The organism is Burkholderia sp. Bp9004 (assembly GCF_003858025.1).
Taxonomy (GTDB): Bacteria; Pseudomonadota; Gammaproteobacteria; order Burkholderiales; family Burkholderiaceae; genus Burkholderia; species Burkholderia diffusa.
Map to the genome: position 1 here is coordinate 1 of NZ_QTQD01000056.1, position 24,619 is coordinate 24,619.

The window sequence follows — 24,619 nt, forward strand, 5'->3', positions numbered from 1 at the left end:
GCACGCGTCAAAGAACGCCCGGCCGACCAAGACGCCAACGTGTGCAAGATCGGAGCGCCGTCAGGCACCGGCAGCAGCATCAGCTTTGCCACGGGCAGCGAAACACTCAGCCACACCGACTTCACGCTACCCGGCCCATTTACCGTCGCCTGGACGCGTACCTACCGCTCCAGCCTGGGCGCTTTCGATGATGGCGAGCTGGGTGCGCGCTGGATCACGCCATACACCACGCGCTTCGACGTGCGGGGCGAAGGCCTTCGCTACCACGGCGCCGACGGGCGCAGCCACGACTACCCGCTGCCCAAGGTCGGACAGTTCCATGAAGATCGCATCGAAGACCTCACGCTGGTTCGTGTACGCGATCACGAGTTGGTGCTGTGTCGTGGCTACGAACGCCGCGAGACCTACCAGCGCCACGGCGACCGCTACCTGCTGGTGCGGATCGAACTGCGCGGCGGCGCCGGCCTGCTGCTCGGCTACGACCACCGCGTTGGCAATCGCGCGGTGCTGTCGGACCTGATCACCTACCAGGACGATCCCAGTCAGCCGCATACCCACCTGGGCACTCTGGTGGACGACGCGGGCCGCATCACCGGCCTGTGGCTGATGGGCGAGCACGAACCCCTGCGCCGCCTCAGCCTGTACCGCTATGACGAAGCGGGCGACCTCACGCTGGCACAGGACGAGAATGCCGCCGCGTGGACTTACCAGTACCAGCACCACCTGATCACCCGCTACACCGACCGCACCGGCCGCGGCATGAACCTGGTGTGGCAGGGAGAGGGCGCGGATGCCCGTGCCGTGCGCGAATGGGCCGACGACGGCAGCTTCGACACCCGCCTGGAGTGGGACGAGAACATCCGCCTCACCTACGTCACCGATGCCCATGGCCAGGAGACCTGGCACTACTACGATCACCTCGGCTACACGTACCGCATCATCCACCCCGATCAGCGTGAGGAATGGCTGTTCCGCGATGAGGCGAAGAACGTCGTCCAGCATATCCACCCGGACGGCAGCGAGGACTGCTACGCCTACGACGAGAACGGCAACCTGCTGGAGCACATCCGCGCGGACGGCACCACCGTGCATTACGCGTGGGATAGCAAAGACCAGCTCATCAAGATCAGCGACGCCGAGGGCGGCCTCTGGCTGCGCGACTACGACACCCGCGGCCGCCTGACGGAGGCCATCGACCCGCTGGGCAACAAGACGGAGTATGCGTACAACTTGATGGGGTTGCCGATCGGCATCACCGATGCCAGCGGCAAGACCAGGCAGCTCGAGTACAACAGCAGCGGCCAGCTCACTCGCTATGTGGACTGCTCGGCCAAGGCCAGCGAATGGGCCTACGACGCGCGCGGCCAGCTTGTGCAGTTCACCGACGCGGCCGGCCACGTCACCCGCTACCGCCACGAGGCCGGCCAGCTCGCCGCCATCCGCTACCCGGACGATACCGAAGAGCACTTCGAGCGCGACGCAGAGGGCCGGCTGCTGAGCCACATCGATGCGCTGGGCCGGCGCACCGAATGGGACTACACCGAGGCCGGGCTGCTGGCCAAGCGGGTGGACGCCGCCGGCCAGTCCCTGCGCTATCAGTGGGACAAGCTCGGCCAGCTCACCGCGCTGCGCAACGAGAACGGGCGCGATGCCGAGTTCCACTACGACCCGGTGGGCCGTCTGCTGGCGGAAACCGGCTTCGACGGTGCCATCACGCGCTACGAGTACGAGGAGGAGACCGGCAAACTGGCGCGCGCCATCGACGGGCAGCGCATCACCGCCTACGCCTTCGATCCGATGGGCCGCCTCACCGAGCGGCGCGCCGCGCTGCAAACCGGCGACGCGAGTCCGCGCGAGCAGGACTGGCAGGTCGAGACCTTCGCGTACGACCTCAACGGCAATCTGGCGCTGGCCAGCAACGCCGACAGCCGCCTGCAATGGTTCCACGACCCGGCCGGCAACCTGGTGCGTGAGCACCAGCACTACACCCGCCTGGGCCAGCCGCTGGTGGGTGTGTGGCTGCACGAATACGATGCGCTCAACCAGCGCATCGCCACCGTGCGCCCGGACGGCCACCGTGTCAGCTGGCTCACCTACGGCAGCGGCCACCTGCTGGCGCTGCAGCTCGACGAGCGCGAGCTGGTCAGCTACGAGCGCGACGACCTGCACCGCGAGGTCGCACGGCTGCAAGGCAACCGTCTGCTGCAAACGCAGCAGTGGGATTCAATGGGGCGGCTGAGCGAGCAAGTATTGGCGCGCGACACGCCTGCGCCCACACGCACTGGCGGCGGCAACCGCCTGCTGGTGCGTCGCTACCGCTACGACGCCAGCGGCCAGCTCACCGACATCAACGACACGCGGCGCGGGCAGCTCGCCTACCGCTACGATCCGGTGGGCCGCTTGCTCGAAGCGCAAAGCCGGCTCGGCCACGAGACCTTCAACTTCGATCCGGCCAGCAACCTGATCGACCCGGAAACCCAGCGCGAAGCCGAGCGCCAGCGCATGCCGCGCATCAAGGCGCTGGACAACCTGCTCAAGCAATACGCCGGCACCCATTACCAGTACGACGCGCGCGGCAACCTCACGCAACGCTGGCACAACGGCAAGGAAGGCCGCTTCACCTGGGACCTGTTCGACCGCCTGACGCACTACGAAGACGAGCGTCTGAAGGTCGACTACACCTACGATGCCCTCGGCCGGCGCCTGTCCAAGCACAGCCAGGCGCACTACGAGGAAAGAAGGGAAGCGGGGCCGCACTGGAACCGCGCCGAGCGGGTAAAGCGCAACCGCGCGCTGCAATGCGGCTTCACGCTGTACGGCTGGGATGGTGACACGCTGGCCTGGGAAAGCAAGATCGCCGACGAGGATGGCTTCGGTGCGCGCACCACACACTATGTGTACGAGCCCGGCAGCTTTGTGCCGGTGGCGCAGGCGGTGCGCGACGACGCCATCGAATTGCTGGACCAGCCCGAGTATGGCGATTACTACCGGCAGGATGAAGACCCGCTGTGGGGCGCGCCGCCGCCCGCACCAGCCATCGACAGCCTGGCGTGGTACCAGTGCGATCACCTTGGCACGCCGCAGGAGCTGACTGATGAGCACAGCGAGATTGCGTGGAGCGCGGAGTACCGCGCGTGGGGTGTCGCGCAGGAGGCGATCCGCAAGGCGTCGGGGAAGGCACCGATCGCCAACCCCATCCGCTTCCAGGGGCAGTACCATGACCACGAGTCGGGGCTGCATTACAACCGATATCGGCATTACGATCCGGAGGTGGCGCGGTATATCAGCCCGGATCCAATTAGCTTACGAGGCGGGCTCAATCTATACGCATACGGGCAAAGTAATCCTGTCACGCGAGTCGATCCACTCGGTCTTCAGGCGAGGGGGCCAGTTCTCCTCGGGATGGGACATCTATACAGAGCTGATGCGACGCCGCCGAGACCTGCGCTTGCTCACCATCCTCAAGCAAGACTTCTACTGAACGATATTTCCAACAATCCAATTCCAGCAAATGTACTACCCGGTGTTTGGCCTGGAGTGAATGTCCCGGTAGCTGCTCCGCAATTCTATTGTTCCGCGGGCTACTATGGCGATGATCCTCTTTCGGATCTTAGGCCGACGGATGATTCCGGCCTTACTTGCAAGGCACGTCCCAAACATTACAATCAATCGTATTCTGTATTTGGAGATAATTCCCGTAAATTTACGTGCACCGCACTGGGAGGACTGTAATGCCGCGCATCGTAAGGTTAAATTTATTTACTACTTTTTTGACGCTTTCATTTATTTTATTTATCGCAATGTGCGGGCAACAAACTTACCAGGAAAAATGGCATAATTGCGTTGAAAGATGCAAAAAGATAGGCATGTTTGGGAAATTAGAGCCAACCCACCCCCAATACGGAAGAAATATTTCAAATAGCCTTGAATGCCGCTGTTACTAACCACACGACAAAACAAGAAGATGCATCTACAACCGCCATCGCCATTTTATCCTCCAACGCGGCAGACCAACATCGCAAGATCAGATCAAATTGAATATCAGCATAATCTCATATGCCAATATCAAAAAACCTGACACCCGAATTGATCTACTCGGTTTACAGAAAACTGGGCAGCGCCACACGGAATGGGCAATCTGCATCACAACGATACCCGCAAATCCATCAATACCATAAAACTCTACCGACGGAAGCGCATTGGGAGAGATATCCAATTTCCATTGGCCCCTTCAGCAAGTCCTCGGCGAATGGGTCAGCGTAAACATAGCATGGACGATGCCTGAATCATATTGCACCGAGGGTTACTATGGCGATGATCCGTTAGAAGACCTTCGCGCAGCTGATAATTATTGATTTAGCCAAAAAGAACGATCAATTTTTTCATCAAATAGAAAGATATCATAAAATTTACCTGCAAAAAAGCAAAAGCTTTCACAAATCAAACTCATGAAAAATTATATCAAGATTATTTTGTATACGGGCTTATCTTTGCTGGTTATGGTATTTGTCGCGACAAAATGCGGCATGCCAAGCTTTCAGGATGTCAGACAGCGATGCATAGATGATTGTGGCAAGCGCGGAATGTTTGGTCGCTTGAATGCTCCTGCTAGTTATTCTCCGCGACATACTGCCCTTAACTATGAGTGCAAATGCTATTAAATTCCACATTAAATTAGCTTACCCAGGATTGCCCGGCGCACTTGTGAAAGAACGCAGGACCACAGTGAGCTGCCCCCGTGACGTTGGACAGGTAAATTGGGCCGCCACGCTCCTCCGTCGGTGGCGTCAACGAGAAACCCCACCCTGGCGGCGTACTTAACTATGTTACAGATCCTCCCTTCGCATCCAACGCACTTCCTCCAGGACAATGGATGGGGAAGGGGCACTTCCCTTGACAGGAGCCACATAGATACTTCCCTTCAAGATATCACGAGGGTGACGCATTTCAGAATGACAAGGCAATCGATGATTAAAATTTTATACTCCCAAAAAAATACAACATTTAAAACGGGAATTTTCAACGAGAGGCACGGACAAGAGGGAATTCATTTCACGAGAAAGACATTGAAATGAAACGAATGGCGAAGATTTTTTTATGTGTTCTTCTTTTTGCTTTGGCGGTGCTGTTTGTCCTGGCAAAATTTAGCGAACCAAACATAAATGAGCGAGAGGGTCAATGCCTCAAGGCTTGTGGCGACCGCGGCATGTTTGGGATCTTGGAGGCGCCGTTTCCAAATTCGACTAGGAACACCGTCGCAAATTACACGTGTAAGTGTTATTGAGTATGATCATGGCCGATGGAGGCTTACAGAAGCTGCGGGAGACTGCCGTCAAGAGCGCATGCCTGCTGGAAGTACGGGTGGGATGGCGACACGCTGGCGTGGGAAAGCAAGATCGCCGACGAGGACGGCTTCGGCGCACGCACTACGTCTACGAGCCCAGCAGCTTTGTGCCGGCGGAGCAGGCGGTGCGCGAGGAAGCCATCGAATTGCTCGACCAGCCCGAGTACGGCGATTACTACCGGCAGGATGAAGACCCGCTATGGCTGCCCTGCCGCCGCCGCCCGCACCAGCCATCAACAACCTGGCGTGGTACCACTCGGCACGCCGCAGGAACTGACGGACGAGCACAGCGAGATTGCATGGAGCGCGGAGTACCGTGCCTGGGGTGTTGCGCAGGAGGCAATCAGAAAGGCGTCGGGGAAGGCACTGATCGCCAATCCCATCCGCTTCCAGGGGCAGTACCATGACCATGAGTCGGGGCTGCATTACAACCGGTATCGGTACTACGATCCACAGGTGGGGCGGTACATCACACAGGATCCGATTGAGCTGGCCGGTGGCCTGAACGTCTATCGGTACGCATGGAATCCGATAAGCTGGATTGACCCGCTTGGACTTCCGACCGGCCCCGTATTACTCGGGATGGGGAACCTTTATCGCGCGAGTGCGCAGCCACCGCTGCCAACTCTTTCAAGCAACACGTCGATCAAAGGTATCTATGGTGACGTCTCCAACCTCGCGTTCCCTTCTCCCGTCCTTCCAGGGGAATGGGTCGGAGTTAACGTACAGTGGAGTATGCCAACCATCAAACAATTCAGAAAAATCCATTGCCCGAATAGATCCACTCAGGCTTCATAAAATACTGACAGCGGCATTTTGAAAAAGTAATCTGAAGTATCGTGAATCGAATTTTCAGGCTCCTGACGATTTTTCTGATCTTAGGAGCGTTCAGTAGCGCTAGGTGGGTTGAGCGAACCCTTTCACATCAGTGGCTTGAAAAATATGGTCCGATGAGCGCTCCTATTGTTCATCGAGATCCGACACGCCGGCGCACACCACGACTACGCGACGTCACCGTTCCGCCGCTGGCGAATCGCCTACACTACAGACCGTGCCCCTCCGCGCGGCTCCTGCCAGCCACTGCCATGGCCCACCTCTTCTTCGCGGCGTCGATCCAGCGCCATATCGAGACGCCCGAGCGCGACATCGACGCACGGACGCTCGGCGAAGCGCTTGAAACCGTCTTCGGCGAGCAGCCCCGGCTGCGCGGCTATATCGTCGACGACCAGGGTGCGCTGCGAAAGCACCTGTCGGTGTTCATCGACGGCCAGCCGGTACGCGACCGGCAACACCTGTCCGATGCGCTCGGCGATGCCAGCCGCGTCTATGTCGTGCAGGCGTTGTCCGGCGGATAAAGGGACGCATCTCCATCGAAACAAGCGCCCGGTCGGACTTACTGGAGACACCCGACATGAACGATCGACTGCTCGTCGCGACCCGCAAGGGCCTGTTCGTGCTACACGCCGATGGCAACGGCGGCTGGTCGCTCGGCGAGCCGCACTTCATCGGCGAACCCGTCAGCATGACGCTGGCCGACCCGCGCGACGGTACGCTGTATGCGGCGCTCAATCTCGGCCATTTCGGCGTCAAGCTGCATCGCCGGCGCGCCGGTGCCGCCGCCTGGGAAGAATGTGCGGTCCCCGTCTATCCGCCGCAGCCCGCCGACGCGCCTCGCGCTGACGCCGACACACACACCGGCGCCGGCGATTCGGATGACGAAGCGCCTGCCCCGCCGCGCCCACCCTGGACGCTTCAGCAGATCTGGTCGCTCGAAGCAGGCGGCGCCGACGAGCCGGGCGTACTGTGGGCCGGCACGATACCGGGCGGACTGTTCCGCTCCGACGACGGCGGCGATTCGTGGGTGCTCAACCACGCGCTATGGAGCCGCCCGGAACGCGCCGAGTGGTTCGGCGGTGGCTACGATGCAGCCGGCATCCATTCGGTGATGGTCGATCCGCGCGACAGCCGGCACGTGACGATCGGGATTTCGTGCGGCGGCGTCTGGCAGACCTTCGACGGCGGCGCGACCTGGCGCGTCAGCGCCGACGGCATGGAGGCCGACTACATGCCGCCCGAGCGGCGCGGCGAACCCAACGTGCAGGATCCGCACCGTGTCGTCCAGTGCGCGGCCGCTCCCGATGTGCTGTGGACTCAGCATCACTGCGCGATCTTCCGCTCGACCGACGGCGCAGCGCACTGGCAGCGGATCGAAGCGCAGCCGTCGAGCTTCGGCTTCGCGGTCGCCGTGCATCCGGCAGATCCCGACACCGCATGGTTCGTACCGGCGGTGAAGGATGCGTGCCGGATTCCGGTGAACGGCCGGTTCGTCGTCACGCGCACGCGCGACGGCGGCCGCAGCTTCGAGAGCCTGTCGAACGGGCTGCCGCCCGCGCCGGCCTACGACCTCGTGTATCGACACGGGCTTGCGGTGGACGACTCCGGCACGCGTCTCGCGATGGCGTCGACGACGGGAGGGTTATGGACGTCCGGCGACGGCGGTGAAAACTGGCGGCAGGTCTCCGCGCATTTGCCGCCGGTGTATTGCGTGCGTTTCGGGTAACGAGGGACCCGAACGCCTCACAGCGGAATGCAGGCGCCGGACCGTTGCTTCACATTCGCGGCGCGATTCGGGCCACCGCCCCACGCGTGCGCGCAATCTCCGCTTCGAGCCACTCGAGAAACCGCCTGACCTGCGGCTCGCGTTCCCGCCCGGGCCGGCACAGCGCGACGAAGCGTGCGCCGGCGAGCCGCACCGACGGCTCGATCGGCATCAACGCGCCGCGCTCGACGTGCTCGGCGACCAGCACGGAACTGAGCAGCCCGACACCCTGCCCGTGCAATACCGCCTGCAGCGCGTAATGCTCGTCGTCGTAGTGACGGAACACCGCGCGTTCGAGCCACACGTCCCGGCCCGCCGCACGACACCACGAGGTCCAATCGATCGACACCGGCAGCGGCGTATCCCACACGGTCTCGATCAAATCGAGGCGCTCATCCGAACGATGCGCATCGAACCCGGTAGCCGCATACGCACCAAAATACTCGTCGATCAGCGCAATCTCGTGCAGTGCCGGAAACGTGCGCGACGTCGCGCGAATCGCGAGATCGATTCGCGCGTCGCGTTCGAGATCGGCGAGCGTGTTGCCGGTCTCGACCTTGATGTTCAATTGCGGATCGACCTGCCGAAACCGGCCGAGGCGCGGAATCAGCCACATCGCTGCAAACGCCGGTGTAGTCGTCAGCACGAGCGTGCGCTCATCGGCCGCTTCGGGCCGCACCGCGTCGAGCCCGCGGCTCAGTGCAAGCAGTGCATCGTGACTCGCGCGAAACAGGCGCTCGCCCTCCTCCGTGAGCCGCACGCCGCTCGCGCCACGTTCGAACAGCAGCACGCCGATCCGGCTTTCGAGCGACTTGATCTGATGCGACACGGCCGCGGGCGTCACGGACAACTCGTCCGCCGCAGCCTTGAACGAGCCGAGCCGTGCCGACGACTCGAATACACGCAATGCGGTCAGGGGAATTTTCGAGAACACGGGGCCTCGCGGGCCGGGTCCGGCCGGGTTGAATTCGATTCAATCGGGGTGAGATTAGGTGAATTGAAGCGCTCGCGCAACGCACGTAGCCTTGCGGGACGTCGTGGCACCGTGCCGCGCAAGCAACCGTCGAGTCACCGTCGAACCGGAGAAACAACGTGCAAGGCCTACCGCGCAGGATCACGCAGGCAGTGCTCTACGAAGCGATCGCCATTTCCTGCATCTCGCCTGCGATCGCGGCGATCTTCAAGCAGGGCCTCGTCTATTCGGGCGCGCTGTCCACAACGATGTCCGCGATCGCGCTGCTGTGGAACATGATCTTCAACGCGCTGTTCGAGCGCTGGGAAGCGTCGCGCCGGCAGCCGAGGCGCACGCTCGCGCGGCGAATCCTGCATGCGACCGGATTCGAGGGCGGGCTGATCTTCATTCTCGTGCCGGTCGTGTCGTGGTGGCTCGACATCTCGTGGTTCGACGCGTTCGTCGTCGACATCGGGCTGTTCGCGTTCTTCTTCTGCTACGCGTTCGTGTTCCAGTGGGCGTTCGATCGCGTGTTCGACGTGCCGGCGGCGACGAAGGAATCGTGACGTTCGTTCGCGGCCCGGCGCTTCGCCGATCGGCTCCAGGCCCGAAAACAACGCGGCCCGCCCGCGCGATACGGGAGGGCCGCGTTTCATCACGCCGGCGCGCCGCCTTCAGCGACCGCGCCGTTCGTCTCGTCGCTCAATGCACGCCGAGATACGCCTTCACCGCCGGCAGACCCGGCTTGCCGTCGATCGTCGTCACGCCCGCGAGCCACTTGTCGAGCGCCTGCGGATTCGCCTTCAGGTACTCGGCCGCGGCCTTGTTCGGATCCTCCTTGTTCATGATCGGCACCATCACGTGATTCTCGATCGTCGTCGTGAACTGCAGGTTCGACACGAACTTCGCGACGTTCGGGCAGCGCTGCGCGTAGTCGGGCGGCGTGGCCGTCAGCACCTTCGCTTCGCCGTAGTTCGGGCCGAACACGTCGTCGCCGCCGCTCAGGTAATCGATCTTCATCTGCACGTTCATCGGATGCGGTTCCCAGCCCAGGAACACGATCCACTGCTTGTCGCGGATCGCGCGATTCACCTCGACCAGCATCCCGGCCTCGCTCGACTCGACCATCTTGAACTTGCCGAGGCCGAACTGGTTGCCGTCGATCATCTTCTTGATCAGCAGATTGCCGTCGTTGCCCGGTTCGATCCCGTAGATCTTGCCGTTGAGCTTGTCCGCGAACTTCTGGATGTCGGCGAACGACTTCAGGCCGCCCTGGTACACGTAGTCGGGCACCGCGAGCGTATATTTCGCGCCGGTCAGGTTGGGCGTTGCGAGCACCTTGATCGTGCCGGCCTTCGTGAACGGCTGGATGATCGGATCCATCGTCGGCGACCAGTAGCCGAGGAACACGTCGATCTGCTTGCTCTTGATGCCCGCGAACGTGATGGGCACCGACGCGATCGTCTTGGTCGGCGTGTAGCCGAGCCCCTGCAGCATCGTCGATGCAAGACCGGTGGTGGCCGCGATGTCGGACCAGCCGACGTCCGCGAAGCGCACGTTCTTGCATACGGGCGGGTCGGCCGCATAAACCGCCGACATCGGCGCTGCAATCCCGATCCCGCATGCCGCTGCGATCAATAGGCGCTTCATCTGTCTTCTCCTCAAAGTGACGTCGTTTTTCATGGGTGCGGGATCGAGTGTTGAAACCGCGCGCCGAGATCCCGGCGGCGTCGCGGACCGAATGGCTCGCGCGGGTCGCGTCAGCGCCCCGGCAACCGTCGCTCGTAGCTCGGCGCGTGACCGAATTGCGCGCGATACGCCTTGCTGAAATGACACGGCGAATGGAATCCGCACGTCGTCGTCACGCGCGCGATCGATGCGTCGGTCGTGCGCAGCAGGTCGCGCGCGCGTTTCAGACGCAGCGTCAGGTAATAGTGGGTGGGCGAAACATTCAGGTAAACCTTGAACATGCGCTGCAGGTGCCGTTGCGAAAGCCGCACGAGCCGCGCGAGTTCCTCGAGCGAAAGTGGCTCCTCGATGTTCGCCTCCATCAGCCGCACGACCTCGATCAGCTCCGCGCGCGAGAAACCGACGCGCGCATCGACGGGAATCGGCTGCGTGTCGGTCGAACTGCGGATGCGCTCCAGGATGAACTGCTCGGACACCTGCGCGGCGAGCTGCTGGCCGAAACGCATGCCGACGAGGTTCAGCATCAGGTCGAGCGGCGCGGTGCCGCCGGTGCAGGTGAGCCGGTCGCGATCGACGACGAACAACTCGTCGGCGAACCCCACCCGCGGAAACTCCGCATGCAGTGCGGACAGGTTCTCCCAGTGCACGGTGCAGCGATAGCCGTCGAGCAGACCGCCCGACATCAGCGCATACGCACCTGTGCAGATGCCGCCCAGCGGCAGCCCGCGCTCGGCGAGCGCGACGAGCGTGTCGCGCGCGCCGTCGTCGACCACGTCGCGGATGCGGATCCCGCCGCACACGATCATCACGTCAGGCAGGTTCGTGTAGTCGAGCGCCTGGGTCGGCCGCACCGCGATGCCGTTGCTGGCATGCACGGGCGCACCGTCGAGCGAATAGATCGACCACTGGTAGTGGTCGGATCTCCCGACGTAGTTCGCCATCCGAAGCACTTCGACAGCGCTCGAGAACGCGATCATCGAGAAATTCGGCAGCGTCAGGAAGCCGAAATGGGCAAGGGACGAAACCGGTGAAACGCAAGCGGCGGGCACGGCGGCAGCGGCGGCGGACGTCACATCGGGCTCCTGGCGAATTGAGCAGGTTGCACGCGGCCAGCCCCGTGGCAAACGCCACGGAAGCCGGTATCGAATCAGGGGAGGCGGCCGGAGGGCGAACCGGCCGCCGGTTGCTTACGCTTGCGCGGGCGTGGCCTTCGCGCGGAGCAGTTGCTTCAGGCCCGAGAACAGCGGTGCTTTCACGGTGCCCGGCGCGCGGCCGAAGCTCTCGGTGATACGGTCGAGAATGATCGCGAGCAGCACGACCGACAGACCGCTTTCGAAGCCGAGGCCGATGTCGAGGCGCTGGATACTTGCAAGGACGTCGTTGCCGAGGCCGCCCGCGCCGACCATCGACGCGATGATCACCATCGACAGCGCCATCATGATCGTCTGGTTCACGCCCTGCATGATCGACGGCAGCGCGTTCGGGAACTGGACCTTGTACAGCAGCTGCCACGGCGTGCAACCGAATGCCTGGCCGGCTTCGACGATCTCGCGGTTCACGTGACGGATACCGAGGCTCGTCAGGCGCACGGCCGGCGGCATCGCGAAAATCACCGTCGACAGGATCCCCGGCACGCGGCCGAGACCGAACAGCATCGCGGCCGGAATCAGATACACGAATGCCGGCATCGTCTGCATCAGGTCGAGGATCGGACGCACGATCGCGGCGACCCACTTGCTCTTCGCCGCCCAGATGCCGAGCGGAATGCCGAGCACGAGGCTGACGATCGTCGACGACAGCGTGAGGCCGAGCGTGATGACCGTCTGGTCCCAGAAGCCCGTCGCGAAGATCAGCAGCAGCGACGCGGTGGTGAACAGCGCGAAGCGCCAGCCCACGCGCCACAGACCGACACCGATGAAGATCGCCATCATCAGCCACATCGGGATCGCCTGCAGGCTGTGCTCGACGAATGCGGCGAGGCCCTCGATCGCGCGACCGATCGTATCGAACGTCGCCGCGTCATGGTCGAGCAAGTAGTGAACGGACTGGTCGACCCAGCTACCGAGCGGAATCATTTCAGACATGGGAGCCTCGCGAGCGCGTGATGGCCTTCAGGATAAGTGCGCGGTCGACCGAGCCGCAGTAGCAGCCGTCGTCGTCGACGACGGGCAGTGCATTCGGGCTCGCGACGACGCGCGCGACGACATGTTCGAGCGACGCATCGCGCCGGATGCTTTCGATCGGCCGCACGGACGGCGTGTCCTGACCGATCGCCTCGCGCGTGACGAAGCCGCGGATCTTGCGGGCGGCGTCCAGCACGAACGCGTATTCGGCACTGCCGTTCAGCGTCGCCGCGACGTTCGCGGCATCGCATTTCGACATGGTCGGCACGGCGCCCGTCTGCATCAGGTCGCCCGCCGTCAGATAGCGGCTCGTGTCGATGCCGTCGAAGAACGCGCGCACGTAGTCGTCGGCCGGGTTCGCGATGATGTCCTGCGGCGTGCCGACCTGCACGAGCCTGCCGCCTTCCATGATCGCGATGCGGTTGCCGATGCGCAGCGCCTCTTCCAGATCGTGCGACACGAACATGATCGTGCGGCGCTGTTCCTTCTGCAGTTGCAGCAGCACGTCCTGCATTTCGCGGCGCTTGAGCGGATCGAGTGCGGAGAACGCCTCGTCCATGATCATCAGCGACGGATTCACGGCCAGCGCGCGGGCCAGGCCGACGCGCTGCTGCATGCCGCCCGACAGCTCGGACGGCAGCTTGTGCGAGAACGGTGCGAGACCGACCTGCTCGAGCACCTCCATCGCACGGCGTTCGCGTTCCTTCTTGCCGATGCCTGCGACCTCGAGGCCGAACGCGGCATTCGATACCACGGTGCGATGCGGCATCAGCGCGAACGACTGAAACACCATGCTCATGTCCTTGCGGCGCAGCGCCGTCAGGGCGGAGCGGCGTGCCGACGCGACGTCGAGCCCGTCGATCAGCACCTTGCCGGCGCTCGGATCGACCAGCCGGTTCACGAGGCGGATCAGCGTGGATTTGCCGGAGCCGGACAGGCCCATCAGCACGAATATTTCGCCTTCCTGCACGTCGAACGATACGTTGTGCACACCGACGACCTGACCGGTACGCTTGAGCACATCATCTTTCGTCGCGCCGGCAGCGAGCATGTCGAGTGCCTGCTGCGGGTTGCTTCCAAATACCTTGCACAGACCTTCGACCACGACCTTGGGGGCATCCATCGAAACCTTCTCCTCGTGTAGCGGGGACTCACGCGTCGCATAGCGTGCCTACATAGTTGCCAGAAAAAACCCCGACCTGCCGACGAATTACGACAAACGCTTGCGCAAATACGACACACCCGGCGGCCACGCCACGCGGGGCACGGCGCGCGGCGGCACTCGATTGCGGCGATGCAATACGCGCAAGGCCAATAGCGGCGGGCATCTCGAGCACGACTTGTGCGCAGCAGCGCGACGCGCAAGCGGTGTCGTTTTGCATCAACCCGCGGAGGCCGCGCGTCGCTTTGCGACAATTCCACGTCCGATCGGACGACCTCGTCTGCCCCGTTCGTGCGAAAAGAATGGTCGTACGAAACCCCGCATCGCGAACGTGCGACAGCCACGATTCGCAGCCCGCCCGCAACCCAGAAAATCCCCCATGGCCATTGTGATACATTGCCGGCAACCACGCCGATCGCGACGTCGCCGCGCGCCTTGGGCGTGGCGCTGCGCCGACGGCGTGCGCATGCCGGTTCGCCTGCCGGCCATACTGAAACAGCCTCGATCGAGCCGCGCGCCGATCGAAGGACGATAACGAAATGAGAGAGGGAGCAAGGCGATGAATTGGGCTTTTGCCGCAATCGGTTTCATCGTGGGCGGTATCGCCGCATTGTTCGGGGATTTCTCCGCCGCCAACGGCACGCTGCTCGGCGCGGCGGTGGGGTTCTGCATCGGTCACGCGCTGCAGCAACGCAAGCGCAAGAGCGGCGGCACGATACCCGACGCATTCGCGATTTACACCAATCCCGCGACACCGCAACCCGCCCCCGTGCCGCTCGCTGATCGCGTCGCGCGCCTCGAAGCGACGGTCGACACGCTCACGCGCGAGCTCGATGTGCTGCGCGGTCAACTCGCGGGCGCGAAGGCCGGTGCCGCCACGACCGGCAGCGCCGCGCAAATGCCACCGGCGATGCCCGCCACCGTCACGCCTTCACCCGCCGCAATGCCGCCGCGGCCGTCCGTGCAGCCGGCCGTCGCGCGCGCCGGCGTGACGCCGTCGACGTCCATCCCGGCTCCCGCACCGGCAGTCGCCACGCCGACGAGCGACGCGACCGCCGCTGCCGGCGCGCCGACGCATCCGCCCGCGACGACTTCGCCATCAGCCCCGCCCGCCCCGCCGAAACCCCGCGAACCCGGCATCGCCGAACGCGCGTTCCGCGCCGCGCGCGACTGGCTGCTCGGCGGCAATACGGTCGTGCGCGTCGGCATCATCGTGCTGTTCTTCGGCGTCGCTTTCCTGCTCAAGTACGCGGCCGACAACAACATGCTGCCGATCGAATTCCGCCTGGCCGGCACGGCACTCGCCGCGGCGGCGCTCCTGGCGATCGGCTGGCGCGTGCGTGCGCGCCGCGCGGCATACGGCCTCGTGCTGCAGGGCGGCGGCATCGGCATCCTGTACCTGACGATCTTCGCCGCGACCAAGCTCTACACACTGCTGCCGGTCGGCGCGGCGTTCCCGCTGATGGTCGCGGTGTGCGCGCTGAGCGCGTTCCTCGCGGTGAAGCAGAACGCGCTGCCGCTTGCATTCATGGGCAGTGCGGGCGGCTTTCTCGCGCCGGTGCTGCTGTCGACCGGCCACGGCAGCCATGTCGCGCTGTTCAGCTACTACGCATTACTGAACGCCGGCATCTTCGCGATCGCATGGTTCAAGGCCTGGCGTCCGCTGAACCTGCTCGGTTTCGTGTTCACGTTCACGATCGGCTCGGCGTGGGGCGTGACGGCGTACCGCCCCGCGCTGTTCGCGACCACCGAACCGTTCCTGATCCTGTTCTTCCTGATGTATGTCGGCATCGCACTGCTGTATGCGGTGAAACGCGAACTGGCGCTGCGCCACTACGTGGACGGCACGCTCGTGTTCGGCACCCCGATCGTCGCGACGGCGCTGCAGGCGGCGCTCGTGAAGGACATGCCGTTCGGGCTCGCGTGGAGTTCGGTCGCGCTGTCGGCGCTCTACGTCGCGGTCGCCGCATGGCTCGCGCGGCGCCGCGACCGTCTCGCGTTGCTATTCGAAGCGATGCTCGCGCTGGCGGTGATCTTCGCGACGCTCGCGGTGCCGCTCGCATTTTCGGGCCCGACGACGAGTGCCGCGTGGGCGATCGAAGGCGCGGCGATCGTGTGGGTCGGCGTGCGCGAGAAACGCCTTGCACCGTTCGGCTTCGGCCTGCTGATGCAGATCGCCGCGGCCGGCGCATTCTTCACGAGCCTGCTCGGGCCGGCCGACACGAGCGCGCTGCCGGTGCTCAACAGCCCGTATATCGCGATGCTGCTGATCGCGCTCGCCGGGCTGTTCACAGGCTGGTGGCTGCACGGGCGCGACGAAGCGCGCGCGTGGCACGCATGGATGCCGGACGTCGGCGCGGCGGCCGCGGCCTGGGGGCTGCTGTGGTGGCTAAGCGGCGGGCTGCACGAGATCCTCGTCTATGCGAGCCGCCACGTCGATCTGCATGCGGACCGCTTCGTCGTCGACGCGACCGCGCTGTTCGCAGCCGGCACCGCATGGCTTGCACACGTCGGGCGCCGCAAGCTCGCGTGGCCGATCGCCGAATGGCCCGCACTCGCGCTGGCGCCGGTGCTCGCGCTGCTCGCATTGCGCGCGTTCGATGCGCACGAGGCACCACTGTCTGGCATGGGCGCGTTCGCGTGGCCGATCGCCGTCATCGCATGCTATGCGCTGCTGCTGCGTCAGTCGCGCGGCACGGCGGCGGCTGGCCCGGTCGCGGGCGCGACGGGCACGTCGGCCGTGGCGGCCCTCCCCGCCCCGGTGATCGCGCCGCTGCACACGCTGATGTTCTGGACGTTGTGCGGACTCTTCTCGCTCGAAGGCTTCTGGCGCCTGCGCGCGTTCGTGCCCGAAGGCGCGTGGAGCTGGAGCGCGTGGGCCTATGGCTTCGGCGCGCTGCTTCTGCTGGTTTCTGGCCCCGGCTCCCGCCTGCGCTGGCCCGTCGCCGCGTTCCCGCATGCGTATCAGGTGTGGGGGGCCGCGCCGCTCGCCGCGCTGCTGTGGCTGTGGAGCATCGCCAGCGTGACGAGCGACGGCGATGCGTCGCCGCTGTTCTGGCTGCCGCTGCTCAATCCGCTCGACGTCGCGCAACTGCTGATCTTCGTCGCATTCGCGACCTGGCTGCGCCGCCTGAAGACGCTCGGTGTCGTCTGGCATCCACTCGCGGCCGACCTGGCGGCGCTCGCGACCGTATTCCTGTGGTTCAACGCGCTGCTGCTGCGCACGCTGCATCACCGTTTCCACCTCGCCTACGCCATCGACGCCGTGCTGTCGTCGTTCGGCATTCAGCAGGTGTTCATGGTCGGCTGGAGTCTGTTCGCGTTCGCCGGCATGTGGCTGACGCGCCGCGACGGCATCGCACGCGTGTGTGCGCTCGCGTCCTTGCCGCTGATCGTCGTGATGTGGGTCTGGACCTTCTACGCGAACTTCACGCAGGACGGCGGCAGCTGGGCGCGCGTCCCGCTGCTCAATCCGCTCGACCTCGTGCTCGTGGTGGTCTATGCGCTCGCCGCGTCGTGGTTCGTGCGCGCGCGCAAGCTCGGCTGGTCGTTCGGCAACTACCGCGTCGAGTTGCTCGGCGCGGCCGGCGCAACGGCCTTCCTGTGGCTGAACGCGATCCTGTTGCGCACGCTGCATCACTGGACCGGCGTGCCGTACGCGTTCGATGCAATGGCGGAATCGACGCTCGTGCAGGCGTCGGTTTCCGTGTACTGGACACTCTGCGCGCTCGCGACGATGATCTGGGCCACGCGCCGCGGGTTGCGTCCGCTGTGGTTCGTCGGCGCCGCGCTGCTCGCGCTCACGGTGATCAAGCTGTTCCTGTTCGACCTGTCGCACGTCACCGGCATCGAACGTATCGTGTCGTTCATCGGTATCGGCATCCTGCTGCTGTTGATCGGCTATTTCTCGCCGCTGCCGCCGAAGGCAGCGGCCCAACGGGACGACCACCAACCATGAAGCGACTCGCAGCCCTGCTCGGCCTGAGCCTGCTGACGTCGTTCGCGGCGGCCGACGGCACGCCCGGTGCCGAACGCGTTGCCCAACGCTTCTCGCTGGATCTCGACGGCACCGCCGCGTATTACCAGCTGACCGTGCCGCAGGCCGTCTATGCGGCCAGCCGGCGTGACGATCTCGGCGACGTGCGCATCTTCAACGGCAACGGCGAGCCCGTGCCTTACTCGCTCGATGCGCCAGCGGCGGCGGCCGTGCCGCCGTCGCGCACGCCGGTGCAGTGGTTCCCGCTGCCGCCGGCGCGCGCCGACGACGGGCACGCACCGCTCGGCGTGTCGGTTGCGCCGGACGGCTCGCTGCGCGCAGCCGTCACCGCGCCGGCGCGCGCGAAGCATGCGGCCGATCTCGTCGACCTGTCGCACGCGGACGGCGAGGTCGACGCACTGCTCGTGCACATCAGCGACGACAGCTACCAGGGGCGTGTCGCAGTCGCGGCGAGCGACGATCTGCGCAACTGGCGCTCGCTCGGCAGCACGCAATTGCTGAAGGTCGGGCGCGGCGGCGACATGCTGATGCAGGAACGCATCGCGCTCGAAGGCACAGGGCCGCGCTACCTGCGGCTCGACTGGCTCGACGGCGCGCCCTCGATCGCGTCGATCGAGACCGAAACGCGACCGCACGATGCACGCACGGCGGACAGCGCGGCCGTGCCGCGCCAATGGCGCGAAGCCGCGCACGTGCGGGCCGGCAGTGCGCCCGGCGAGTATCTGTTCGACACCGACGGCGCTTATCCGGTCGACCGCGTGCGCATCGACCTTCCACAGCCGAATACGGTTGCGCGCGCAACGCTACAGAGCCGCCCCGACGCGCAAACGCCGTGGCGCGACGTCGCCGGCGGGGTGCTGTTCCGGCTGCAGGGCAAAGGTGGCGAACAGCGCAACCCGCCGCTGGCGTTCGCGTCGAATCCGGATCGCGCGTGGCGAATCGTCGTCGACATGCGCAACGGCGGGCTCGGCGGCGGCCAGCCGTCCGTCGTGGTCGGCTGGCATCCGGCCGCCCTGACGTTCGTCGCGCGCGGCACGCCGCCGTTCACGCTCGGCGTCGGCAATGCGTCGCTGCCTTCGTCGGCCGTGGGCCGCGATGCGCTGCTGGTCGGGATGGCGCCGGAAGTGCGACCCGCGCGCGTCGGCGCGGCCCTGCCGGTCTCGGCGGCCCCGTCGGAGCCGGCCGCCGATAAGGACGCGATCCGCCGTTACGTGCTGTGGGGCGCGCTGGTCGTTGCGGTCGGCGTGCTCGGCACCATCGCATGGCGCCTCGCGCGCGGCAGCGACACGCGCACACGCGACGATTGATACCACGCCGGCACGACGAATCAGGCCGCAACTGCGCGCCGCGAGGCGTCGCAAGAAGTGAAACGATGGTGCGACGGTTTGCATGCGCATGCGTTCGGCGCCGTCGAACACGTGGCCGCACTCACAGATCGTTGCGCCCGCAAGCAGTCCATGACGCGCACGTCGGCGTCGACGCAAGTCGGCACGCGCGAAACCTTGCCCGCGATGCACGAAGCGGGCGCGAGCGCGGCCGGCTCCTCGTTGACACGCCCGGTGACGCGATCCAGACTCGCTGATCCTCAACAGCACCGCGAGCGCCCATGGTCACCTGCTTCCTTCGCTACGTCATCGATCCGTACAAACTCGAGCAGTTCGAAACCTACGGCAAGATGTGGATTCCGCTCGTCGAGCAATTCGGCGGCACGCATCACGGCTACTTCCTGCCTTCCGAAGGTGCCAGCAACATCGCGCTCGCGATGTTCTCGTTCCCGAGCCTCGCCGAATACGAACGCTACCGTGAGCGCTCGAAAACCGATCCCGCCTGCCAGGCCGCGTTCCGGTATGCAGAGGAAACGCGCTGCATCGTCAGCTACGAGCGCAGCTTCTTCCGGCCGGTGTTCGCGTAACGTCGCATAACGCCCGCGCATCGCACCCCCTTTCCGGCTCCGGACGAAAAAAAGCCCCGCCTGCATCCGCGCGGCGGGGCCAACCCATGTCAGTAGAGACATCATGGAGGAGACGGGCCCATCTTATCGAGCGCGGCACGCCGTCCCAACCAAGCATTTCTGCTATCCATCTGCGTCGCCGCGCGCACGCTCGCCCCATGCGCATGGCATATCGATAGAACGAAAAGTCGTTTTCAGAGTGGCGGCGGGGTCGTTACCATCTGGTTTTAAGCCTGTGCTTAGCCGGGCAAGCCATCCTCTAGGAGCGCCCCTTGACTGCATTCGATCAACACCGCCGCCCGTTCGTGGTCGGCATCGGCGGGACCACCCGAGCCGCGTCGTCGACCGAGCGCGCGCTGTCGTTCGCGCTGCGCGGCGCGCAGGCCGCCGGCGCACGCACGCGACTGTTCGACGGCCCGTTCCTGCATACGCTGCCGCACTACGCCCCCGAACACAAGACGCTGACCGACGCGCAGCGAGAGCTGATCGACACCGTGCGCGAAGCCGACGCGATCATCATCGCGACGCCCGGCTATCACGGCGGCGTGTCCGGCCTCGTGAAGAACGCGCTCGACACGCTCGAGGAACTGCGCGCCGACGAGCGCCCGTACCTCGACGGCCGCGCGGTCGGCCTGATCGTCACGGCCTACGGCTGGCAGGCCGCCGGCACCGTGCTGACGTCGCTGCGTTCGATCGTCCACGCGCTGCGAGGCTGGCCGACCCCGTTCGGCGCCACCGTGAACACGCTCGAAACGCGCTTCGACAGCGCCGACAGTTGCTCGGATCCGAAGGTCGTCGCGCAGCTCGAAACCGTCGGCTCGCAAGCAGCCGAATTCGCGCTCGCGTTCGCGTCGCATCGCGCGGCCGCGCATGCCGCATCGGTCGACGCGCTCGCCCCCGTGCTGAAGATCGCCAACCAGTAACCCCAGCCTCCCTGCCACCCGCGCCCGGCCGACGACGTTCGCCGCGCGCGGTCGCGAGTGTCCGGCCGTCCGGCGCGCATCGCGACGTCGTCCCCCATGCTTCATGCCGGCTCGCCGCGCCGATAACGATCCGGCCCGCCACGTGATTTGCATTGGCCGAAAGATTGGTTCACGCGTGCCGCGCGTTTTCGTACGCTGAAAGCCCGAACCTTCCATGCGCACGCCATGAACCGCACGATCCGCTACAAGGGCTACGAAGTCGCCCCCGCTGCCGCCCGGCTGCCGAACGGGCTGTTCGCCGCGAACCTGACGATCGAGAAGGCAAGCGGCAGTCCGTCGCCGCGCGCCGTGTCGTTCGACGCGATCGATTTCTTCTTCGAAGAGGAGCACGCGCTGGCGTACGCGTCGCGCTGGGGGCGCCTCTGGGTCGACACGCAGGCCTGAGCGCAGCGCGGGGCGGCTCGAAAATACGCGATTACGAAAGCTATGCAAAAATCTTTCGACTCGTAATCGCATAACAACAGCCATGTCCGACACGCTGCTGAAAGACCATGCAGCGGCAGATCACGCCATGCGCAACTGGACCTTCAAGCACCAGGGTCCGGTCAGGATCGGTTCCGATGCGCACAGGCAGATGTTCTGCCGCATGCTGCTCGATACGCACAACCCGTACAAACCGGCCGTCATCGACTGGCCACCGCTCAAGCCCGACGAACTCAAGCGGCTCACGTCGCTGCCGATCTGGGACATCGCCGTGCAGACCGAAGGCCGCGCGTCGATCCGCGTCGCCACCTTCGCGGCGACCGTCGGCGATCCGCTGTTGCGCCAGGCGCTCGAGATGGACGGCGCCGAGGAGGCACGGCACAAGGTCGTACTGTCGAAGCTGGTGCAGGCATACGGCATCGCGCTCGCCCCCGAGCCGCCCTATCCGGCACCAAACGACCCCGAGTGGTCGTGGATGGTGACCGGCTTCAGCGAGTGCATCGACAGCTTCTTCGCGTTCGGCCTGTTCCGCTCGGCGCAGCGCTCCGGCTTTTTCCCGCCCGAACTCGTCGACACCTTCGAACCCGTGATCCAGGAGGAAGGCCGGCACATCCTGTTCTTCGTGAACTGGTATGCGTGGTACTGGCGGAGTTTGCCGTGGTGGCGCCGGCCGTGGTTCTTCGCACGGGTTGCGGCCGTGTGGGCGTTCCTGATCCGGGAACGCATCGGCATCGCGCGCGGGATCGATGCGGACGGCGTCGCGCACGACGCGAACTTCCCGGCGACGAGCACCGCCGACATCGGCGATGCGCTCAACCCGCGCGAACTGATCGAACTATGCCTCAGCGAGAACGACCGGCGGATGGCCGGGTACGACAAACGGCTGCTACGCCCGATGTTCGTGCCGCGCATGGCGCGCCTCGCGCTGCGATTCCTGAGGAAATAAGGCTGCGGCGGCAGGTTTCCGGCGTCACCTTGTCCGGGGCGATTTACTGCATCGCCCGGACCGGATAGCACAACCGCGACGTGCGGCCGCGACCGCCGTCGGCACGGCGGCACACACTGTCGGACGAAAACGAGCCCCCTCCGGCTCGCATCCCGCGTTGGCTGGCGCGACGTCACGCCAGCCAACGCGCGGCTATCCGCCCGACAGTACTGATCCGACGCGCTTGCACGTCGTCTTTCCTCCCGCGGCATGTCCGCCCTCGCCAGCAAGTCCGAGTCACCGTGGCTCAAATCTGACGTTCCCTGCTCGCTGCTCCCGTTGCCCTCAACCCGCGGTCTCCGACCGTCGTCGTGGACGATCCGGCACGTCGTCCAATTCGCCTCCGAACCCATCACACGAAATACGTCAATAGGGCAGATTCCACTCGGGAATCCCAATGGCTGAGTCAATGCCTCTGTAGCATTTTTTTACAACTTCGTGGAGCCGGCCGCCGGGGAAGGCCCGCCCCACGGGCGAATGCGTCCGGCGAAATGCGCAAACCAGCATAGCCAGACAATCCTTTCTTCATGTTTTTTTGATTTTCTAGAAAACTCCGTAAATGCAATTAAAAACCCGACGCAAATCTCAAATTAACAAGTTAACAAGACCGCCGGATCCATTCGAGCTAGCACACCATCAAATATTACAATCCAGAAAGGCAAACGTTTGCCGCAAACGTTTGTCGTTTAACTTGTCTTACTTTTTGTGTCTGGCGATGTGTAACGTGACACACACAAATCACCTATATCTTTGATTTTTATGGTTTTTTTACACGAACCGCCGAACCAGGAGGCACCCTTCACTCAACATTCCACGCATTTTTAATTTTCTTACACTCGGATATATCAAAACGCGATGCATTAACAATTTTTTAACTTTCAAAGCATTCAATTTTTCACTTCTTGTCAATCTCAAAATACCTCCTCAAATAAACTCCGCCCATCAATTTTGAGATTCGCGCGAGCGCACGGCAAATTCATCTAACGAAAGAGACCGGTGTGTGGCGTGCTTATTTGGAGGTAGTAGGACATGAACCGCACATACCGCTCGATCTGGAACGAAGCTCTTGGCGCCTGGGTCGCAGCATCCGAACACGATTCGGCACGGGGCAAGCCGAACAAGTCCGCCGTCGTGAAGGTCGTGGCAACCGTCGCGCTCGTCGCGGGAGCGGCCGCCGGCAACGTTGCGCACGCGCAGTATTTCGCCGGCGGCGGCACGTCGACCGGCGCCCAGGCAATTGCCATCGGCGGTAACGGAGGCAGCCAGACAACGGCCAGCGGCGCGACCTCGATTGCGATCGGTGCGAATGCGACGGCGTCCGGCAGCTATTCGCAGGCATTCGGCCAGGCCACGACGGCGTCCGGCTCAAGCGCGATCGGCATCGGCTCCGGCGCGAAGGCGCTCAACACGGGCGCGACCGCCGTCGGCAACGACTCGACCGCATCGGGCTCGAGCTCGATCGCGATCGGTGGCGGCAACAGCACGGGCACGGGCGGTGCGGTGGCGGCAGGCACCAACTCGATCGCGCTGGGCCGGTTTTCGAACGTCAACTCGGCGACGACGTCAGGCATCGCAATCGGTTCGAATGCGACCGTCACGTCAGTCGGTACCAACGGCACCGCGCTCGGTTCGGGTGCCACCGCAGCCGGCTCCGGCGCATCCGCCATCGGCAACGGCGCAACGGCGACGGGCACCAACGCGATCGCGCTCGGCGGCACGGCCAACTACGCATCCAGCGTCGCGATCGGTGCAGGCAGCGTGACCGGCGCGGCAGCGCCGACGGGAACGGGCTATCTGACGGGCAGCGCCGCGCCGACGTCGGAAGTGTCGGTCGGCAGCTCGACGGCCCTGCGTCGCATCACGAACGTCGCCGACGGCTCGGCACCGCAGGACGCGGTCACCGTGGCCCAACTCAGCACCGGGATGAGCACGACGACGAGCGCGATCAGCAGCTTGTCGACGTCGGCGTCGACCGGCCTCTCCTCGGCCAATAGCTCGATCAGCTCGCTGTCCACGTCGACTTCGACCGGCATCAACTCGCTGTCCACGGGCCTCAGCTCGACCAACAGCTCGGTTACGTCGCTGTCGACCTCCACGTCGACCGGCCTCTCCTCGGCTAATAGCTCGATCAGCTCGCTGTCCACGTCGACTTCGACGGGCATCAACTCGTTGTCCACGGGCCTCAGCTCGACCAAGAGCTCGGTCGCGTCGCTGTCGACCTCCACGTCGACCGGCCTCTCGTCGGCAACCAGCTCGATCAGCTCGCTGTCCACGTCGACCTCGACGGGCATCAACTCGTTGTCCACGGGCCTCAGCTCGACCAACAGTTCGGTGGCGTCGCTGTCGACCTCCACGTCGACCGGCCTCTCGTCGGCAACCAGCTCGATCAGCTCGCTGTCCACGTCGACCTC

At 64.5% G+C, this 24,619-nt stretch carries 16 protein-coding genes and 1 pseudogene; 12 read left to right on the forward strand and 5 right to left on the reverse strand.

From position 1 onward, the window contains the following. The first annotated feature begins 39 nt into the window (after window positions 1–39). From DIE08_RS34365 to DIE08_RS34380, 4 genes are all read left to right on the forward strand, one after another. A complete protein-coding gene (locus tag DIE08_RS34365) occupies window positions 40–3,732 on the forward strand; it encodes an RHS repeat-associated core domain-containing protein (protein WP_311768962.1) in 3,693 nt (1,230 codons plus the stop codon). Window positions 3,733–5,530: 1,798 nt separating this feature from the next. After that, entirely contained in the window at window positions 5,531–6,142 is a 612-nt protein-coding gene (locus DIE08_RS36620) for an RHS repeat-associated core domain-containing protein (protein WP_311768963.1), read from the forward strand. A 287-nt stretch (window positions 6,143–6,429) separates the two neighbouring features. Then, entirely contained in the window at window positions 6,430–6,699 is a 270-nt protein-coding gene (locus tag DIE08_RS34375; RefSeq protein WP_014898460.1) for a MoaD/ThiS family protein, read from the forward strand. A 56-nt stretch (window positions 6,700–6,755) separates the two neighbouring features. Continuing rightward, on the forward strand, window positions 6,756–7,904 hold the full coding sequence (locus DIE08_RS34380; RefSeq protein ID WP_124906302.1) for an exo-alpha-sialidase: 1,149 nt from the start codon (window positions 6,756–6,758) through the stop codon (window positions 7,902–7,904). Between the two features lie 49 nt (window positions 7,905–7,953). Here the strand turns inward: DIE08_RS34380 and DIE08_RS34385 are convergent, their stop codons facing one another. Then, the gene (locus DIE08_RS34385) at window positions 7,954–8,877 is read right to left on the reverse strand and encodes a LysR substrate-binding domain-containing protein (RefSeq protein ID WP_124906304.1); all 924 of its coding nucleotides are present in this window, start codon (window positions 8,875–8,877) and stop codon (window positions 7,954–7,956) included. Between the two features lie 158 nt (window positions 8,878–9,035). On the opposite strand from DIE08_RS34385, the gene DIE08_RS34390 reads away from it, so the two are divergent. Continuing rightward, window positions 9,036–9,461 (forward strand): PACE efflux transporter, encoded by a 426-nt coding sequence (locus DIE08_RS34390; protein ID WP_124906306.1) that lies wholly within the window; start codon window positions 9,036–9,038, stop codon window positions 9,459–9,461. 136 nt (window positions 9,462–9,597) lie between these two features. Here DIE08_RS34390 and DIE08_RS34395 read toward each other — a convergent pair whose 3' ends face one another. The 4 genes and pseudogenes from DIE08_RS34395 to DIE08_RS34410 form a co-directional block, all read right to left on the reverse strand. Then, window positions 9,598–10,545 carry a choline ABC transporter substrate-binding protein gene (locus DIE08_RS34395; RefSeq protein ID WP_059534053.1) on the reverse strand — a complete coding sequence of 316 codons (948 nt, stop codon included), beginning with the start codon at window positions 10,543–10,545 and terminating at the stop codon, window positions 9,598–9,600. A 110-nt stretch (window positions 10,546–10,655) separates the two neighbouring features. Then, window positions 10,656–11,657: a GlxA family transcriptional regulator gene (locus tag DIE08_RS34400; protein ID WP_124629774.1), complete on the reverse strand. Its 1,002-nt coding sequence runs from the start codon at window positions 11,655–11,657 to the stop codon at window positions 10,656–10,658. Between the two features lie 114 nt (window positions 11,658–11,771). After that, the gene (gene choW, locus DIE08_RS34405) at window positions 11,772–12,668 is read right to left on the reverse strand and encodes a choline ABC transporter permease subunit (protein WP_059681521.1); all 897 of its coding nucleotides are present in this window, start codon (window positions 12,666–12,668) and stop codon (window positions 11,772–11,774) included. Further along, window positions 12,661–13,952 (reverse strand): annotated as a pseudogene (locus DIE08_RS34410) (glycine betaine/L-proline ABC transporter ATP-binding protein); the annotation flags it as partial. The gene choW and the pseudogene DIE08_RS34410, both read right to left, overlap by 8 nt. Window positions 13,953–14,428: 476 nt before the next feature. Between DIE08_RS34410 and DIE08_RS34420 the strand changes: the two are divergent. From DIE08_RS34420 to DIE08_RS34455, 7 genes are all read left to right on the forward strand, one after another. Then, window positions 14,429–17,827 carry a DUF2339 domain-containing protein gene (locus tag DIE08_RS34420; RefSeq protein ID WP_124906310.1) on the forward strand — a complete coding sequence of 1,133 codons (3,399 nt, stop codon included), beginning with the start codon at window positions 14,429–14,431 and terminating at the stop codon, window positions 17,825–17,827. Beyond that, complete coding sequence (locus DIE08_RS34425) at window positions 17,824–19,173, forward strand: DUF3999 domain-containing protein (protein ID WP_124906312.1); 1,350 nt, start codon at window positions 17,824–17,826, stop codon at window positions 19,171–19,173. The genes DIE08_RS34420 and DIE08_RS34425 overlap by 4 nt, the downstream gene beginning before the upstream one ends. 299 nt (window positions 19,174–19,472) lie before the next feature. After that, window positions 19,473–19,778 (forward strand): NIPSNAP family protein, encoded by a 306-nt coding sequence (locus DIE08_RS34430; protein WP_059598866.1) that lies wholly within the window; start codon window positions 19,473–19,475, stop codon window positions 19,776–19,778. Window positions 19,779–20,089: 311 nt separating this feature from the next. Next, complete coding sequence (locus DIE08_RS34440) at window positions 20,090–20,740, forward strand: NADPH-dependent FMN reductase (protein ID WP_124629771.1); 651 nt, start codon at window positions 20,090–20,092, stop codon at window positions 20,738–20,740. Window positions 20,741–20,965: 225 nt separating this feature from the next. Next, window positions 20,966–21,184 carry a transcriptional regulator gene (locus tag DIE08_RS34445; RefSeq protein ID WP_124906314.1) on the forward strand — a complete coding sequence of 73 codons (219 nt, stop codon included), beginning with the start codon at window positions 20,966–20,968 and terminating at the stop codon, window positions 21,182–21,184. Between the two features lie 82 nt (window positions 21,185–21,266). Further along, window positions 21,267–22,169 carry a ferritin-like domain-containing protein gene (locus tag DIE08_RS34450; RefSeq protein WP_124906316.1) on the forward strand — a complete coding sequence of 301 codons (903 nt, stop codon included), beginning with the start codon at window positions 21,267–21,269 and terminating at the stop codon, window positions 22,167–22,169. A 1,068-nt stretch (window positions 22,170–23,237) separates the two neighbouring features. Next, the coding region (locus DIE08_RS34455) for an ESPR domain-containing protein (RefSeq protein WP_260436629.1) at window positions 23,238–24,619 on the forward strand (1,382 nt) is incomplete at its 3' end.

What these genes read in the sequence shown, in the direction of transcription:
- DIE08_RS36620 (WP_311768963.1), top strand. Translation starts at nt 5,531, where the DNA reads ATGAAGACCCGCTATGGCTGCCCTGCCGCCGCCGCCCGCACCAGCCAT.
- DIE08_RS34375 (WP_014898460.1), top strand. Translation starts at nt 6,430, where the DNA reads ATGGCCCACCTCTTCTTCGCGGCGTCGATCCAGCGCCATATCGAGACG.
- DIE08_RS34380 (WP_124906302.1), top strand. Translation starts at nt 6,756, where the DNA reads ATGAACGATCGACTGCTCGTCGCGACCCGCAAGGGCCTGTTCGTGCTA.
- DIE08_RS34395 (WP_059534053.1), bottom strand. Translation starts at nt 10,545, where the DNA reads ATGAAGCGCCTATTGATCGCAGCGGCATGCGGGATCGGGATTGCAGCG.
- choW (WP_059681521.1), bottom strand. Translation starts at nt 12,668, where the DNA reads ATGTCTGAAATGATTCCGCTCGGTAGCTGGGTCGACCAGTCCGTTCAC.
- DIE08_RS34420 (WP_124906310.1), top strand. Translation starts at nt 14,429, where the DNA reads ATGAATTGGGCTTTTGCCGCAATCGGTTTCATCGTGGGCGGTATCGCC.
- DIE08_RS34425 (WP_124906312.1), top strand. Translation starts at nt 17,824, where the DNA reads ATGAAGCGACTCGCAGCCCTGCTCGGCCTGAGCCTGCTGACGTCGTTC.
- DIE08_RS34430 (WP_059598866.1), top strand. Translation starts at nt 19,473, where the DNA reads ATGGTCACCTGCTTCCTTCGCTACGTCATCGATCCGTACAAACTCGAG.
- DIE08_RS34445 (WP_124906314.1), top strand. Translation starts at nt 20,966, where the DNA reads ATGAACCGCACGATCCGCTACAAGGGCTACGAAGTCGCCCCCGCTGCC.
- DIE08_RS34450 (WP_124906316.1), top strand. Translation starts at nt 21,267, where the DNA reads ATGTCCGACACGCTGCTGAAAGACCATGCAGCGGCAGATCACGCCATG.